The organism is Shewanella sp. 125m-1 (assembly GCF_052977065.1).
In genome coordinates this window covers 39,889-57,052 of record NZ_JBRILT010000008.1, presented here as the reverse complement: position 1 = coordinate 57,052, position 17,164 = coordinate 39,889, and the positions used below count along the sequence as shown (strand labels likewise).

At 43.3% G+C, this 17,164-nt stretch carries 13 protein-coding genes and 2 tRNA genes; 13 read left to right on the top strand and 2 right to left on the bottom strand.

Annotated features, from left to right (window positions below):
* The first annotated feature begins 13 nt into the window (after nt 1-13).
* Nucleotides 14-910 carry a LysR substrate-binding domain-containing protein gene (locus ACVBIK_RS05985; protein WP_447169293.1) on the top strand — a complete coding sequence of 299 codons (897 nt, stop codon included), beginning with the start codon at nt 14-16 and terminating at the stop codon, nt 908-910.
* A gap of 30 nt (nt 911-940) precedes the next feature.
* On the opposite strand, the gene rnhA is transcribed toward ACVBIK_RS05985, so the two are convergent.
* Nucleotides 941-1,435: a ribonuclease HI gene (rnhA, locus tag ACVBIK_RS05980; RefSeq protein WP_447169292.1), complete on the bottom strand. Its 495-nt coding sequence runs from the start codon at nt 1,433-1,435 to the stop codon at nt 941-943.
* A 73-nt stretch (nt 1,436-1,508) separates the two neighbouring features.
* Between rnhA and dnaQ the strand changes: the two genes are divergently transcribed.
* From dnaQ to ACVBIK_RS05950, 6 genes are all read left to right on the top strand, one after another.
* A complete protein-coding gene (gene dnaQ, locus ACVBIK_RS05975; protein ID WP_447159871.1) occupies nt 1,509-2,237 on the top strand; it encodes a DNA polymerase III subunit epsilon in 729 nt (242 codons plus the stop codon).
* Between the two features lie 10 nt (nt 2,238-2,247).
* Nucleotides 2,248-3,585: a TIGR03503 family protein gene (locus ACVBIK_RS05970; protein WP_447164085.1), complete on the top strand. Its 1,338-nt coding sequence runs from the start codon at nt 2,248-2,250 to the stop codon at nt 3,583-3,585.
* 124 nt (nt 3,586-3,709) lie between these two features.
* Nucleotides 3,710-3,786: transfer RNA gene (locus ACVBIK_RS05965), tRNA-Asp, on the top strand.
* Between the two features lie 83 nt (nt 3,787-3,869).
* Nucleotides 3,870-3,946: transfer RNA gene (locus ACVBIK_RS05960), tRNA-Asp, on the top strand.
* A gap of 843 nt (nt 3,947-4,789) precedes the next feature.
* Entirely contained in the window at nt 4,790-6,622 is a 1,833-nt protein-coding gene (locus tag ACVBIK_RS05955; RefSeq protein ID WP_447169291.1) for a cation:proton antiporter, read from the top strand.
* A 536-nt stretch (nt 6,623-7,158) separates the two neighbouring features.
* Nucleotides 7,159-8,448: a coproporphyrinogen III oxidase family protein gene (locus ACVBIK_RS05950; RefSeq protein WP_447169290.1), complete on the top strand. Its 1,290-nt coding sequence runs from the start codon at nt 7,159-7,161 to the stop codon at nt 8,446-8,448.
* Nucleotides 8,449-8,770: 322 nt separating this feature from the next.
* On the opposite strand, the gene ACVBIK_RS05945 is transcribed toward ACVBIK_RS05950, so the two are convergent.
* On the bottom strand, nt 8,771-8,926 hold the full coding sequence (locus ACVBIK_RS05945) for a hypothetical protein (protein ID WP_447159867.1): 156 nt from the start codon (nt 8,924-8,926) through the stop codon (nt 8,771-8,773).
* 681 nt (nt 8,927-9,607) lie between these two features.
* On the opposite strand from ACVBIK_RS05945, the gene ACVBIK_RS05940 reads away from it, so the two are divergent.
* The 6 genes from ACVBIK_RS05940 to katG all read left to right on the top strand — a co-directional run bounded on the left by ACVBIK_RS05940 (nt 9,608) and on the right by katG (nt 17,139).
* Entirely contained in the window at nt 9,608-10,033 is a 426-nt protein-coding gene (locus ACVBIK_RS05940; RefSeq protein ID WP_447159866.1) for a GNAT family N-acetyltransferase, read from the top strand.
* A gap of 104 nt (nt 10,034-10,137) precedes the next feature.
* A complete protein-coding gene (locus ACVBIK_RS05935) occupies nt 10,138-10,617 on the top strand; it encodes a GNAT family N-acetyltransferase (RefSeq protein WP_447159865.1) in 480 nt (159 codons plus the stop codon).
* Nucleotides 10,618-11,721: 1,104 nt separating this feature from the next.
* The gene (locus ACVBIK_RS05930; protein ID WP_447159864.1) at nt 11,722-13,014 is read left to right on the top strand and encodes a serine/threonine transporter; all 1,293 of its coding nucleotides are present in this window, start codon (nt 11,722-11,724) and stop codon (nt 13,012-13,014) included.
* 445 nt (nt 13,015-13,459) lie between these two features.
* Nucleotides 13,460-13,852 carry a hypothetical protein gene (locus ACVBIK_RS05925; RefSeq protein WP_447169289.1) on the top strand — a complete coding sequence of 131 codons (393 nt, stop codon included), beginning with the start codon at nt 13,460-13,462 and terminating at the stop codon, nt 13,850-13,852.
* A complete protein-coding gene (locus tag ACVBIK_RS05920; RefSeq protein ID WP_447167280.1) occupies nt 13,849-14,229 on the top strand; it encodes a hypothetical protein in 381 nt (126 codons plus the stop codon). Before ACVBIK_RS05925 ends, ACVBIK_RS05920 begins: the two co-directional genes overlap by 4 nt.
* 753 nt (nt 14,230-14,982) lie before the next feature.
* Nucleotides 14,983-17,139 (top strand): catalase/peroxidase HPI, encoded by a 2,157-nt coding sequence (katG, locus tag ACVBIK_RS05915; protein ID WP_447169288.1) that lies wholly within the window; start codon nt 14,983-14,985, stop codon nt 17,137-17,139.
* Nucleotides 17,140-17,164 lie beyond the last annotated feature (25 nt).

Sequence of the window (17,164 nt, the reverse complement as noted above, 5' to 3'; positions counted from 1 at the left end):
ATAAAGAGTCTTGATGCGTATAACATTAAAACAGTTGGCCATTTTTGAGGCGGTAGCTCGCAGTGGTCAAGTTGCTAAAGCAGCTGAGATGGTTAACTTGTCATCTCCTGCTGCATCGATGGCGCTATCTGAGTTAGAGAAACAATTAGATACTCGCTTATTTGAGCGAGTAGGCAATCGATTACGCTTAAATTCGCAAGGCAGTTTGTTGTTGCCTTTGGCCACTGAAGCGTTACAAAAAATCGATCAAATTGAGCATACCTTTTCGCCAGCAGGGGCTGAACTTGGCGGTAATCTGACAATTAGTGCCAGCTCAACTATAGGCAATTATTTACTGGCCAGAAGCGCCGTCGCCTTTTGTCAGCAACATACCAATACATTGGTTAATGTCGATATCGATAACAGCCAGGCAGTGATCAATGCCGTGCTTGAATTTAAAAGCGAAATGGGCTTTATCGAAAGTCAGTGTCTTGATAGCCGTATTGCTGTTGAAGCATGGCATAAAGACAAGTTATTGGTTTTTTGCCATCCCGCTCACCCGCTAGCTGGAAAACGAGTTGCGCCGAGTGAATTGCGTAATATGCCTTGGGTGATGCGAGAAGAGGGCTCAGGTACCCGAGACTGCTTTGTCAGTGCTGCGAATGCCCTTGATATACAGCCACAAGAAAAATTCCGCTTTTCTACCCCCGATGCTATTAAGGAAGCTGTTAAGCAAGGCGCGGGATTAGGCGTTTTATCGGAACTGACTCTTGAAAAAGAGCTCATTCGCAAAGAATTGGCGCTTATCGAAGTGGAAGGCTTAGCACTAGAGCGTAAGTTCTATCGTATCCACCATAAGAGTCGTAATTTTAATCCGTTAGGCTTAGCCTTTATTGACTTTTGCCAAGGTTTTTTAAACAGCGAAAGCTAACGACTCAAGTTGACTTAATTGAGCGCAACGCTAGCTTTGGTCTAGGCTTTCTTGTTGGATAATGTAACCGGTGTCTTCTTGCTTAGGTTTAGCTTCAGCGGCTTGGCGGGCAAGATCGTCACAACGCTCATTTTCAGCATGACCTGCGTGGCCTTTAACCCAACGCCAGTCAATTTGGTGGCGTTGGGATACTGCGTCAAGACGTTTCCACAGATCGACGTTTTTTACTGGTTGATTGGTGGAGGTGATCCAGCCTTTACGCTTCCAACCGTGGATCCATTGGGTGATCCCTTGGCGCATATACTGACTATCGCTGGTTAAGATAACCTGACACGGCACTTGTAACACTTCTAGCGCGACAATCGGGGCCAATAGCTCCATGCGATTGTTCGTGGTAAGGGCAAAGCCATCAGCAAGCTCTTTTGTTTGCTTTTTATACTTTAAAACGATGCCATAACCGCCAGGGCCAGGATTTCCGAGGCAAGAACCGTCGGTATAGATAGAGATCTGTTTCAGTCCAGTCATCAAGTTGCTACCATAGCTATAATTGCTGGGCGAGTATACCCAAAAAATTTAACTGAGAAATGTATAAATTCATATGAATATTGTTTCAAGCGCAAAGCGACAAATTATTCTCGATACCGAAACCACAGGTATGAACCAATCGAGCGGTCCAATTTACTTGGGTCATAGGATCATTGAAATCGGTTGTGTTGAAGTCATCAATCGCCGCTTAACTGGGCGTCATTATCACGAGTACATCAATCCGCAACAGCCGATTGACCCAGAAGCGATTGCGGTTCACGGTATAACGAATGAGTTTGTGGCTGATAAACCTAAGTTTCATGAGGTAGCACAAAGCTTTATTGAGTTTATCGACGGCGCTGAAATTGTTGCACATAACGCGAGCTTCGACGTTAGCTTTATGGATCACGAGTTTTCAATGTTACAGCCGCGTGGCCCTAAAACAGCTGATATTTGTCAAATCCTCGATTCGCTCGCAATCGCTAAACATTTACATCCAGGGCAAAAGAATAACTTGGATGCCTTGTGTAAGCGCTATGGTATCGATAATTCGGCCCGTGATCTTCACGGCGCATTACTCGATGCTGAGATTTTGGCTGACGTTTACCTGTTAATGACAGGTGGCCAAACCAAGTTTAACCTTTCAAGTGAAAAAGCAGGGCAAGAGGGCGGGGGGATCCAACGCTTAAGTGCAGATAGAGCAAAACTTAAAGTGATCGCCGCATCGGCCGATGAACTGATAAGACACGAAGAGCGACTAGACTTAGTTGCGAAATCAGGACAATGCCTCTGGCGCGGATAAACGTCAATTTATGAACTTCTCTATGATTAGAAGCGTTAAATATGTAGCGGTTTTCTTAATTTGTTATTTTTCAGTTAGCATTGCAGCTTTGGCTAATGTCGTGCTTTCTTCGCATGCTTCGGAGTTAAAGAATCGTTTTAGAATCGATCATATGGTTGAGTCGGTAACCTTGCTCATTCATAGAGAGTACGGCAGTGCCCCCGTTATCATTGTGCGTCCAGATGGCAGCAAATGGTATGTGAACCGCCATCCTGAGGATAAAGTCGCCTGGATGGAAGGCTTAACGGGTGACATGATCACCATTAACCAGCCTATGCCAGGACCGTGGCAATTGATTGGTCAAGTGGTAGAAGGTTCAGTGATTGATAAGGTGTCAAAGCTTTCAATTGATGTCGATCCCATTCCACAGCCACTGTTTCAAGGTGAACGGGTTAAATTAACGGCAAGATTACTCGGCGATGAACAAAAAGTGCGCTTGCCGGGTCTTGACTTTATGATGAGCTGGACTGCTCGATTTGTAAGTGACAACCATTCTGCCGATGAAAATTATGCGGCAGGAACGCTTATCGTTGGCACGTATAGAGATAACGGAGAAGCACTGGATGAGCGACCTGATGACGGGACCTTTACCAGTGATTTAGATCTAGAGCAGCCATGGGGTGGCTACACACTGCAAGTGCGGGCTAACAATGCTGTGCTTGAAAGGCAATATACCGAGCCGTTTAGATTATCCCCGCGCCCAGTCGAAGTTGAGTTATTGACACCTGACGATCCCAAATCGGGAGTCTGGACTTTAGCTATTAAGTTAAACGATCAAGTACTTAAACTTGAGCAAACGCATCTTGAGGCGGAAATAAAGGGCCCAGCAGGCAAGATGATCCCGCTAACGATTACCGACTTTAAGGAAGCTAATAGCCACTTTGTGCTGCCTAAGGTCATGGATTTTGGTAGTTATCATTTAAAGCTCAATGCGGTGAGTACCACAGTTAACGGAAGAGAGATCTATCTAAGCTTACCCGAGCTGTTTTTTAATCTGATCCAGCCACCTGAGCCTCCTCCTACTAAAGAAGAACTTGCTGCAAGAGCCGATGCGATCGCTAAGTTGCAGGAGCAACAGGCAAAAGAGGATGCTATCGTATTAATCGTATCCATCAATATTGCATTGATCGTATTAGGTATACTGATTTTATTGTTCATTCGTAAGCGCAGTAACCTCAAAAAAGCATTAGCAGCAACGCAGGCGCGTTTAGAAACAGAGGTGCGTAAAGAGAAGATGTTGCTAGAGCTGGATCAAATCGATTTAACCATGCCAGAAGATAGTGTTGAGCCTAAGAGCGATAGAAGGTAGTTTTTATCAACAAATTGTTGAAGATAAAGTCTAATTGTTCGTTTTTCGACTTGTTGATTAAGTTCTTATAAAAAACTTATTGACGGGCTACCTCACTCTACGTATTATTCAACGCACTTGATGTGGAGCGGTAGTTCAGTTGGTTAGAATACCGGCCTGTCACGCCGGGGGTCGCGGGTTCGAGTCCCGTCCGCTCCGCCAATCAAGTGCTAAATTTTAGTTATTTGTTAGTGACATAACGAGTAACATTAGAAGTCAACATGATTGAATTCTAGTAAAGTTTAGGAGCGGTAGTTCAGTTGGTTAGAATACCGGCCTGTCACGCCGGGGGTCGCGGGTTCGAGTCCCGTCCGCTCCGCCAACATAAAGATAAAAGCCTCTGCATTTCTTTTTATTGAAGATTGCAGGGGCTTTTTTCGTTTCAACGCTGCTACTTTATAAGGCATTGTTTAGCCCAGGTTTTGGATTCAGCTGTTCCTGAGTTATACCAATTGCCGACATAAGCTTAAGCTTCTCGCTTATTTGTGGGCGCGATGAGTAAGTAAAATACCCAAGCAAACTAAGAAATAAGAACCATTGCTAATATCCTAGCCGCTTTTTCGGCGCCTTGGGTTCTAGGTGATCTTAATATTAAGGTGATCGGGATTATCCATACTAAAAAAATCACCAAAAATGCTGTGATGAAAAGACTCATTGATAGCAACTCCATTTGGTATTGCCCCCAAGGTGCCGAGCAAACTCCGATAATGTATCATTCAGTTGCGACTTTATAGGTAAAAAGTGCGATATGCAGATTGACTGCTATTTAAGCTCTCATCTTTGTTAGTATCGTTAACAGGGACGATAAGTAATGGCTTGCAAAACAAACGACCACTAATGAGCTTATCAATCAAAGTAGCAAATGTTACTTTACTCCGTGGCTGAATCTACTGTAAGTTATTATAATTAAATATATTTATTCTATTAAAGCCATTGTGCTTTATCCCCGCAAGACTGACAGATGTACAGCCCCTTTTAAACGCGATGTCGTTGCTAACCTAGCCATAGCTGTATTCTTATCCACCTAAATCATTTTACGGAAATTTTGATTTACTTTTCTTGGTGTTATCGTATTTTACTCAGGTTTAGCTATAGTTTTTACACTCAATGGCTTCTTTTAACAAATACATATTTCGCTAGAAATGAGCAGATAAGGAAATAGGCTATGCTAGAGCAGATCACTGGGATGCTTGCTTTGCTAGGTGTTTTATCGTTGTTTTGTCAGTGGATAGGGTGGAAGCTAAGACTGCCCGCTATTCTCCCGCTACTCTTATGTGGTCTTTTACTAGGGCCGGGCCTTGGTTTCTTAAATCCTGACGCGATATTTGGTGATCTGTTATTTCCAATTATTTCACTCGGCGTCGCGGTGATCTTATTTGAAGGGGCGTTAACGCTAAACTTTAAAGAGATAAAAGAGCATGGTGCCATGGTCACCCGATTGGTGACCTTAGGCACCGTCATTACATGGGCCTGTATTACGCTTGGTACCTTTTACTTACTTGATTTTGATTGGTCGATGGCTTTGCTGTTTGGTGCGCTGGTGGTGGTAACAGGCCCAACGGTTATCGTGCCTATGCTCAGAAGTGTAAGACCTAAAACAGAGCTTGCCAGCATATTACGTTGGGAGGGGATTGTTATCGACCCTATTGGTGCTTTACTTGCTGTTTTAGTGTTTGAATATATCGCCGTTGCGGCAGATCCCACGACTCATGTTTTGCATGCACTAAGTGCCATGTTAATTGTAGGATTAGGCTTTGGTGTATTGAGTGGCTATCTAGTGGGCCTTGTGCTGCGTAATAATTTGTTGCCCCATTATCTGCGAAATACCGCAGTGCTAACCTTAATGCTAGCCGTATTTGTAGGCTCTAACATATTGGAAGAAGAATCGGGCCTATTGTCTGTAACTGTTATGGGTATTTGGTTAGCGAATATGAAAGGGGTCGACATTGCCGATATTTTAGAGTTTAAGGAAACGCTGACTGTATTACTCATTTCTGCGCTGTTTATTCTGCTTGCAGCGCGACTTAACGCCGACGCGCTGTTGAGTCTCGGTTGGGAAGGGCTTGCGTTATTGGCCGTGGTAATGCTGGTTGCTCGTCCATTAAGTATTTGGTGCTGTGGTGTTGGTACATCGCTTTCAAGTGGTGACAAGTGGTTTTTAAGCTGGGTAGCACCGCGCGGCATTGTGGCGGCGGCGGTATCATCTCTGTTTGCCATCAAGCTTGAATCCATTGGGATCCAAGGCGCAGAGCTTATTGTACCGCTTGTTTTTTTAATCATTATTGGCACTGTTGTTATTCAGAGTTTAACCGCCGGGAAATGGGCAAAGATGCTAGGTGTTACCGCGGACTCATCACAAGGGTTACTCATTTTTGGTGCGTCTAAGTTGCCGAGAGCGCTTGCTAAAACGTTACAATCAAAAGGCGTGACAGTGCTACTAGCCGATAATAACTGGGATAATATTCGTCTCGCTCGCATGGACAATATTCCGGTATATTTTGGTAACCCTGCATCTGAACATGCTGAAAACCATATGAATATGGACGGTATTGGTCGCGTCTTGGTGATGTCACCTTATCGTCAACTTAACCCCTTAGTGAGTTTTTACTTCCAAGATGTATTTGGCAGTGAAAAGGTCTACGGGCTAAATCATGGTGAAACATCGAGTGCTCGCCATCAGTTGTCTGAATCCTACTTAAAACGCTTATGTTTATTTGGTGAAGGGGTCTCATATTCTAAGCTTGCGAGTTTAATGGCGAAAGGGGCTAGTATTAAAAGCACCAGCCTGACTGAAAGCTTTAACTACGCCATGTTTATGGCCCAATATGGACAAGCTGCAATTCCGCTTATTTATTTGCAAGATGGAAAAGTAAGGGTAATTAGCGCTGCATTAGATACTGAGCTGCTAACAGGGGTTGAGCTTATTAGCTTAATCCCTGCGGATGCGATTAAGCTTGAGATGAGCAGTGAGCAACCGGATAAAGTCGGTACCAGCTAGAGAATCTGTTTTTTAATCATCTTATATTTGTTTCCACTTCAGCTTGTACGAGGTGGAAACTGATAGACTTTATCAACTCTTTTCAATCAGAAGTGGTGTGTTTAATTATTGAGGTGCAGAGGTGATGTTATAGATGATTACAGTGCCCGTTGTTACCTTGGCTATTGGCGGCTGAGTCATTAACTCGACTCAATCCACTTTGTTGGTTTTATCTTGCAAAACAGGCATCACCAATCTTAAGGCGTTAGTCTTATCGTTGAGCATTAATCTATAGAGTGAAGCTGGTAGGGGCGTACTTACTACTATTTCAGTCACTCATCGCTAAAGAACTCAATCGACATGAGCTATATCGCCGCTAACGTATAAAAAGTCAGCGATTTTATTTGTGCTATGTAACATATTTATAAGATTGTTAGCTGAGAATGAAAATAATTTTAAACATCAGATTTACAACACACTTTTCAATATTATCAACGAGTAAGGTATGGAAATCTCCTTACCTGAAACACAGGTAAATTCATCATTAAAGGTGAGTTATGTCATTTGCCTATTTACGACAGTCATTAGCAACCCAAAGTCTTGATCTCGTCATGCAACATACGATTAAGCAATCCCTTAGTTTGGCTGACGCCAAAGCGTTCCCATTAGGTCATTCATCTGTAAGCTTTACCGAAGAGCAAAAAATTGAAACTCTCTACATCCATATTCCATTTTGCCATACGTTGTGCCGTTTTTGCTCGTTTCATAAAGTTAAATACAATCAAGAAAAGGCCAAGCTATATTTTGAAGCCCTGCGTAAAGAGATAAAGCGAGTGATTGGGGCGGGTTTACGTTTTAATCGAGTTTATATCGGTGGCGGTACCACAACGATTTTAGAAGATGAACTTGTTAAAACAATAGAATTGATTAAAAGCTTAACTACGGTGCGTGAAGTCTCTTGTGAGACCGATCCTAGTTACTTTAAAACCGGTAATCCAGAATTGCTCGATGGCTTAGTTGATAGGATGAGTATTGGCTTACAAAGCTTTGATGATCAAATATTGAAAGCCAGTGGCCGTTTTGAAAAGTTTGGCTCAGGTGATGAGCAGGCCATCGATATTAAAAGAGGGATTGAACTATTCCCTACGGTCAATGTAGATCTAATGTATGGTTTTAAAGGGCAAACACCCGATAGTGTAGTGGCCGATATTAAACGCATGATCCAGCTTGAACCTGACCAAATTACTACTTACCCGCTCACTTTAGGAATAGGCAAGAGCCGAAAAAAATCTAAATGTTTGGCGGGTAAGCCTGAAGATTTATGGCCACAATTTTTGGCCGCAAAACAAGCAATGTCAGAACGCTATATGATGGAGTTTCCTTGGACATACAGTCGTAATTTTGGTCAAAAAGTCGATAATAAATATGTGCTAGATGGGGAGAATTGTTTTGGGGTCGGCTCGGGAGCATTCGGCCGTTTTGGGTCGCAGTTTCAAGTATCGAGCTTTAATATTGATCGCTATATCCAACTCATTAATCAAGGGTATGTTGGTACCAGTCACCATAAAGTACTGAGCGATAAATCAATAAACCAACATCATTTGATGATAATGATGGGCAAAGGGCATTTAGATAATGCTTTATTTAAAGCGCATACGGGCAAAAGCCTGTGGCAAGCCTTTCCTATTGAGTTAACCTATTTATTAGCCGCAGGGGCCCTTATTAAGCAAGGAGATAGTTATAAAACCACAGAAGCAGGCCAATTTATTGCTTTAAAGATGTTCAGTGGATTCCTAGCAGGTATGGATTATTTACGTGAGCAAGCTATCGAATTAGCAGCACATTAAACGTATATCGCTACTTAAGACAATGAGAGATTAAATTGTAAGATACAGCCCCTATTTGTTCGCTATGCTATGTGGAAGTGAAGAGTATCAGTAGAAGGATTTAAGGGCTGATCCTGTTTCTGTGGCAAGGTTAATATGGAAAGGTTTTTGCTGATTGTTTTTTTGATGTTTGCTGCTGTTCGCAGCCGTATCTACACAGAATAATTGGTACTTACATTTGGGCTTTAATTGTTCATCTTATAAGTTGGGAATGCCCCAAAGCTCGTTAGCCTTCGAATGAAAACTGATTACATTATTTGTCTGAGCTGTGGCTACAGGGCTGCTAATTTGAAATTGTCGCTTTAGAGTTATCAAGCGCCTCCAGCGGGGTATGTGCAGACACTGCTGCGAGACGCTGTAAATATGTCCCTATACGCTCTGCGGTTTCATCCCTGAAACCGAAGCCCGCAGCCGTATCTACACCGGATAATTGGAGCACTCATTTAAGCCATAGTGGTTTGGTGTCTAACACGGAAATGCCCCAAAGTTAGTTAACCTTTGAATGAAGGGTCATTACATTTTTTGGGGTAGCGCTATCTGATAGCGAATTATGAGTTGCACCTTCATTGTTCTTAATCGCCTGCCGCGGGCGTATGTGCAGATACTGTCGTGACACGCTATAAATACATCCTTGTAAGCTCGGCCATGACGTCCATATCATGGACGGTCACGGCCGCATCAACACTGAGTTAGACAAGCATAATTCTGGTGATTCGGAGTTATGGCTATAAGGCTAGTTTATTATCTGGCGCTAATTCGCTCCGACCCCTTTATGTATGCAAAAACCGCTGTAATCCTGTACAGGTATAATGACCTTGATGAATCAGACAGATTTATCGATGCTAAAAAGTGAAATAATTGCATCGATAAATTTTTAACATCTGAAATAGCAATTGCTTATCATACAGTTAGATTTCCGCTTTAATCTTACAAGAGACCCGATAAATGTTCTGCATTACTTTGCGGGGATAGTACATTCAACTTTTGTTAATGTCAGCAATATTAACTCCTTTACATCAATGAGTTACGTTGCTAGTTTTGACGTAAATTAATAAAGAGCAGGGATTTATCCGAGACGCAGGATAATAAGCTGTTATAACTCTCTATCTCGGATGAAGAAATGAACATCGAAGTAACAACCTCACCTAATAAACAAGATCTTGAAACTATAAGTAAAGGTATTCAGTCCTATAACCAAAAGTACATTTCAGACGATGTGGTTTTCGAACCTGACACTAAATTTGCTGCATTCGCTAAAGATGAAAATGGAAAAGTCGTAGGAGGTATAAGAGCAGTAGCATTCTGGAATTATTGTACCCTCGAGTTATTATGGTTATCTGACGAAACTAGAGGGCAAGGCATTGGTAGTAAATTAATGGATGCAGCCGAAAACTTTGCCAAAGAAAAAGGCTTTGGTTTTATGCGTACAGAAACTCTTAGCTTTCAAGCAAAACCATTTTATGAGAAGCGTGGATACAAAGTTTTTGGTGAATTGCCTGATTACCCCAAAGGTCATGTAACATACTGTTTAGTAAAAGAGTTATAACAAGCTGTGCAAGTGGGACAAAATACCGTTGGCTTTGTTCGCTTCGCTCATGATTTTAGCCAACTATATTTAGCCCCTTAACAGGGCGTTAGGGCTCCAAAGCTATGAATATCGTGCCCGTTACTGAAAGCAATTGGGATTCGTTAAAAAATATTAGACTAGAGTCACTTCTTGATTCTCCCGATGCATTTGGGCTTACCTATCAGGAAGCAAAAAAGATTTCCGACGAAAAATGGAAGTCAATCGCTTCGGAAGTAAATGGGTTAAAATTTTTACTTGCTCGCTGTAATGGAGAAGATGTCGGATTAGTCGGTGGTGTTCACACTGAAGGACAATACGAGCTAGTTTCCATGTGGGTAAAGCCCGAAAAAAGAAATGGCGGTATTGGCGTAAGCTTAGTCAAGGAGTTGCTCGGCCATGCTAAATCACAAGGTTTTGCTTCTGTGGTTTTGAATGTATCTTTAAGAAATGGAGCAGCATATAGTCTGTATTCAAAGCTCGGATTCAGAGCATTAAAAGAAGCGGATGGTAGTTTAGGGGGAGAGCTAAAGAAAATGGTTTGGCACTCTGCCTCCGAGCTCTAACGAGGCCATTCGAGATGTGTGAGGTCAGGGTAAACTTTATCTGATTACCATACATTTACTAATCCCCCCACCACATTTAGAGCCTTTGATCCAACGCGTTTTTGTCCAAAAACGAGCTAGAGCTTTAGCCGTAACTCTAAACATTAAAGATTATGCTGTTCCAACTCGGTGTAGATACAGCTGAGACCGTCGAAAACATGGATGTTTTCGTTGAGCTCACATGGACGTGCTTGCAGCGAGTCTCAGAAGTGTCTGCACATGCGCTGGCCGCAGGCCATTGGAACCACTTTTGTTGGATGCCACTCTTAACCAAAATATATCGAGTCTTTTGGGGCTTTGTAATCAAACGAAGTTTGATATCGCTGTAAGGGCTAGTCGAGCTGCAAGCTTCAACTGACTTTTGTCCAAAAATGAGCTAACTTGCGTTGAACATGTAGGTAAGTATGATTTTTCCAAAAGCACTAATTTTACCCTAAGCGCTTCGCTTTCACGGAGGTCACGGAGAAGATCGTAGCGCAAAAGATCAAAATGTTTGATGACGAGCCTTTTACCACAGCTTTTGTTCTAGCTGTTGCCTTTCTTCGTGTAGCGTAGCGCTCCGTGTTCCAATAACGTCCGTGTTTAACGGCCAGTTCGCTATCCCTAGCTCTCGCTTATTAGCACATGGCTTCGCCATATTCGCCGTGGTGAGCTGCATCTGTTAAAAAGCAAGTGAGTCAGCTCGATGCTATAGCAAGCAATAGAGCTCTGTTGCTGAGGTAGAGTCCGAGTTTTCTTGAGGCGACTTTAGCTATGACACGCCGAGAACTGCATGAGTAGCAGTTTAACTTCTCTTCTGTAGGTTAAAAAACCAACGAACAGGTTGGTTCATTTGTAAAACCTAAATAAGTTTGTTCGAAATCACATTTATCCCTAACTCTCTTCCCTATACTGCGCGGCCTTTACTAGGTTCTGCCAGTTTTTCATTCACTCTTTGTGGTTAAACTCCCTATCTTATGTTGCCGGTGTTGCTGAGATTAATATTTTCAGCTGAAATCTGTGATTTAGATATGAAAACAGAACCCTTAAAAGGTCATATAAGAACCGTCTAAGGAGTTGTCCATAATGGACTCTGTAATTAACAAAACTGAAAATACCTCGGCACAAGTCAAGGTTAAATCAAGCTGGAACAAGAGCGATACTCTATGGGTATTGGGGCTATATGGTACAGCTGTGGGGGCGGGCACCCTTTTCCTGCCAATTAATGCGGCCCAAGGTGGCTTGATCCCTCTCATTATCATGGCGCTACTGGCACTGCCAATGACCTTCTTCGCTCATCGCGGACTGACTCGTTTTGTGTTATCGGGTTCAAATCCAGAAGCTGGGATCACCGAGGTGGTAGAGGAGCATTTTGGAGTTGGTATGGGTAAGGTCATCACCTTACTTTATTTCTTTGCCATCTACCCGATTTTGCTCGTCTACAGTGTTGCACTTACCAATACTGTTGAAAGCTTTATGCAACATCAGCTAGGCATGACTCCGCCTAACCGCGCAACCCTGGCCTTAATCTTGATTATTGGCTTGATCGCCGTAGTTCGTTTAGGTGAACAGTTAATTATCAAGGCGATGAGTATACTGGTTTTCCCATTCGTTGCCGTGCTACTGTTGCTTTCTGTTTACCTAATCCCTTACTGGAATACGTCAATATTTAGCAATGTGATGCCTGCTGAAGGTGGGATCAGCACCATCTTAATGGCATTGTGGTTAATACTACCTGTGATGGTATTTTCATTTAACCACTCTCCGGTTATTTCCTCCTTCGCAGTCGATCGTAGAAAGTTTCACGGTGATAATGCTGAGAAACAGTGTTCACGGATCTTAGCTTTTAGCCATATTCTTATGGTTGTAACAGTGATGTTTTTCGTATTTAGTTGTGTGTTTAGCCTATCGCCTGCCAATTTAGCTGAGGCGAAAGCGCAAAATGTGTCGATATTAACTTATCTGGCAAACCATTTTGATACACCCATTATTGCCTATGTCGCACCAATTGTTGCTATCATCGCTATCACTAAGTCATTTTTTGGCCACTATATTGGGGCGAGTGAAGGCTTTAATGGTTTAATTATCAAGGCTGCACGCGGTAAGGGAAAAGAGGTCAACCCTGTTATTCTGAACCGTGTTACTGCTGGTTTTATGCTACTGACCACTTGGGCCGTCGCAACTATCAACCCCAATATTTTGGGAATGATTGAAAGTCTAGGTGGACCAATCATCGCGCTGCTGCTGTTTATCATGCCGATGTACGCCATCATGAAAGTACCAGCGATGAAGCAATACTCAGGTACCATCAGTAATGTTTTTGTAGTGATTATCGGACTAGTTTCAATCTCGGCAATCTTCTATTCATTGGTACAGTAAAATAAAAAGAGGACAGGAGCCATGGGCTTTTGTTCTCTTTAGCCTCTGAGATGGACCTTCCTTACAGATTGCAAGATCAGCATTGATCTTTAAACTATTAATCGTCGCCATCCTGTTTGGCTATGCTTTGATTAACGGTAGTTTGTTGTGATTTTTTACTCGGCGATGAAACTAAAGCACTGGCTATCTGCCAGTGTTTTTCTATGTCGACACTCATGTCTTTGTCTCTGTGATTAATGAGTCAAACGCTGCTATAACAGCCAATCAAATAGAACCCTTGTCGTTGTCGTATTGTCTAACCTGTAGTCTGCGTTCAGCTTGCGTTCATTTCCACACAGGCCTACTAACGCCATCAGCGAAGAATCACTGAAACTTACTCACTTGTTGTGAAGTGCTAAACTTCAAAAAGTGTAATTAGGCAAAGGTTGGGGAACTGGAGAAATTTATGCATCGCACCTCTAATATAATATTACTCGTAGCAATAACGGTATTAACAACACCAGTCTTGGCTGACGCATCTCAGCCGGACGTTCTATTACAACAGGACGTTCTATTAAAAGAACAGCAAATTGATACAGGGCTGAAAAATTTTGGCTATCAGACTGGTTTAGCCCTTGGCTGTGTGACAGAAGAGCAACGTGCGCAGTTAGAAACCGAGGCCATGAATATCAATAGTGAAATCAGTCGCACCTTGGGGGGTGACAGAGCGTTTCTCTATGCTGCTAGCTTTGGATACGGTAGCAATATTGAACTCAATGTGCAGGAGTGCAAAGAAGCGTTGGCAAACTTTGAAAAACGTGCTGGCGTATTTTACCAAGACACGAGAGGCGAGAAATGAAACAAGGCCTAACACTTGCCATGATGGTATCGACGGTATTGATGATGTCCAGTCTTGTAAGCTTTGATGCCAATGCTGGTCGGTATGAAGTTCGTAAAGAGATCCGTGAGGGGAGCCGCGAAGTTAACCGCGAAAAACGCGAAGCTGCCCGTGAAGTGTTACGTTGCAAGACTCGAAAATGCGCCAAACGTGAAATTCGTGAGGGTTACCGTGAGGTCGCCAGAGAAAAACGCGAAGCACGCCGTGAAATTCGTCATGCATTGAGTGATAACCGCCATGACAGATGGAAACATAAAAATGATAATTTTCTGACGGGAGTATTGGTTGGTGGAGCCATTATTGGTGCAGCAACCGCTATTGCTAACGATAACGACTAAGCCTGTGTCGTAGTCTCACTAGCTTGAAGATCCATAGCTTTTTCGGTGGGTCTGTTCACCTTATGAAAAAAGAGCTCATTCGCCCACACTCCTTTTCACAGTTAGAGTGAGGTTAATGACTCCCTTTTTTGTCAAAGGCATATTTAGACCTCTTACTAAGCTTATAGTATTACTGAAGTAAGAGGTTATTATGCAGCGCTTTTATATGCAGCGAGTATATAAGCACCGCATATAAAAGCGCTGACAGCAGTTTAAACAATACTGTCAGTGGTTGCTGGCAGACTAAAGCAATTAAAGCTAAAGCATTCCAACTAAAGCATTCAAACTAAAGCATTCAAACAACCATCTTTATTAATACATCAGCTTTTTATATAGGTGCTCCGTGGTATCCGCCCTAGTTATTGATAGCGCCGAGAAGGGACTGCGGCATTAAAAAGCGTTTCATCTTTTTGTTCCAGACGAGTATCAGTACACTTTCTTTCATACGCTGTCATTGATGAAGCCATTTTAGTGCATAACAAAGGTGTCGAGCCCATCGCTGTATAAGCGTACTCAGATATTGATGGTTAAGAGATGGCAACTGCTGCTAATGAACTTGGCTAAGCTTCTTTAGAAAATTGAAAGTTTAAGCCAGAACATAAACCATCATGATGTCGAAAAGTCACCATAAGCAACTACACTAGTTAACTTAACTGTCCAATATATTGCGCTTTACTCGTTTGGATAGGGTTAATTAAACGATGGAGGATAATTATGGCTGACAACAAATGCCCTGTAATGCATGGCGGCGCCACTGAAATGAGTATGTCGAATATGGAGTGGTGGCCTAAGGCGCTAAACCTCGATATTTTGCATCAACACGATAGGAAAACTAACCCGATGGGGGAAGGGTTTAACTACCGTGAACAGGTGAAACAATTAGATGTAGATGCACTTAAGAAAGATCTGCATGCACTGATGACCGATAGTCAGTCCTGGTGGCCAGCTGATTGGGGGCATTACGGAGGGCTAATGATCCGTTTGTCTTGGCATGCCGCAGGGACTTACCGTACGGCAGATGGCCGAGGCGGTGCGGGTAGGGGAAATCAACGTTTTGCGCCACTTAATTCCTGGCCAGATAATGTCAATTTAGATAAGGCTCGCCGTCTACTTTGGCCAATTAAAAAGAAATATGGCAACAAGCTGAGCTGGGCTGATTTGATTGCTTATGCGGGCACCATAGCTTATGAATCAATGGGCCTTAAAACCTTTGGTTTTGGCTTTGGTCGTGAGGATATCTGGCATCCTGAAAAGGATATTTACTGGGGGGCAGAAAAAGAATGGTTAGCCCCCAGCGGCAGCGAAGGCAGTCGATACTCTGGCGAGCGCGATCTTGAAAACCCGCTAGCCTCTGTGATGATGGGGCTTATCTATGTTAATCCTGAAGGGGTTGATGGTAAGCCAGACCCACTAAAAACAGCCAAAGATGTGCGCGTCACCTTTGAGAGAATGGCGATGAATGATGAAGAAACCGTTGCACTAACCGCTGGCGGACATACCGTAGGTAAATGTCACGGTAATGGTGATGCAGAGCTGTTAGGTCCAGTCCCTGAAGGGGCAGATGTAGAGGACCAAGGTTTGGGCTGGATAAACAAAAGCCAACGAGGGATAGGCCGTGATACGGTGTCAAGTGGCCTTGAAGGTGCATGGACAACGCATCCAACTCAGTGGGACAACGGTTATTTTACGTTACTACTCAACCATGAGTGGCAGCTAAATAAAAGCCCCGCAGGTGCTTGGCAGTGGGAACCGATTAATATCAAAGAAGAGGATAAGCCTGTCGATGTTGAAGATCTGACCAGGCGCTACAATCCTATTATGACCGATGCCGATATGGCGATGAAGTTAGATCCCGATTACCAGAAGATTTCAGCACGTTTTTACAAGGATCCTGAACACTTTTCTGCAGTATTTGCTAGGGCATGGTTCAAGCTGACTCACCGTGATATGGGGCCGAAAACAAGGTATATAGGCCCTGATGTACCAGATGCTGAACTGCTTTGGCAAGATCCTGTGCCTAGTGGACGCAGTGATTACGATGTCGCGTCGATTAAGGCGCAAATAATGGCGTGTGGTCTAAGTATTAGCGAGATGGTCACAACTGCATGGGACAGTGCAAGAACCTTCCGTGGCTCTGATCTTCGCGGCGGTGCTAATGGGGCACGGATCCGTTTGGCACCACAAAGTGACTGGCAAGGCAACGAGCCTGAAAAGCTTAACCGGGTGTTAGCCGTGCTCGAACCCATTGCTGTAAAAAATGGCGTGAGTGTGGCAGATGTCATTGTGCTTGCTGGTAACCTTGGTGTCGAGCAGGCCGCTAAGGCAGCAGGGTTTGATATCAGTGTGCCATTTTCGCCAGGCCGTGGAGATGCTGTGGCGGAAATGACCGATATTGAATCTTTTCATGTTTTAGAACCTCTCCATGATGGTTATCGTAATTGGTTAAAGAAAGATTATGTGGTTAGCGCTGAGGAGTTGATGCTTGATCAAACGCAGTTGCTTGGACTCTCAGCACTAGAGATGACGGTACTCGTCGGTGGTATGCGCGTATTAGGTACAAACTATGCCGGCATGAGCCATGGAGTATTAACCGAACATCCGGGAGTTCTGACAAATGATTTCTTTGTTAATCTGACCGACATGAATAACACGTGGAAACCCGCAGGTAATAATTTGTATGAAATCAGTGATCGCAAAACGGGGAAGGTTAAGTGGACCGCAACACGAGTTGATCTTGTGTTTGGCTCCAACGCCATTCTTCGCGCCTATGCAGAAGTTTACGCTCAGGATGATAATAAACAAAAGTTCGTGCAGGACTTTGTTGCAGTGTGGGCTAAAGTCATGAACTCAGACCGTTTCGATTTAAGCTAATTGGTTATTTGATACTGTATTGATT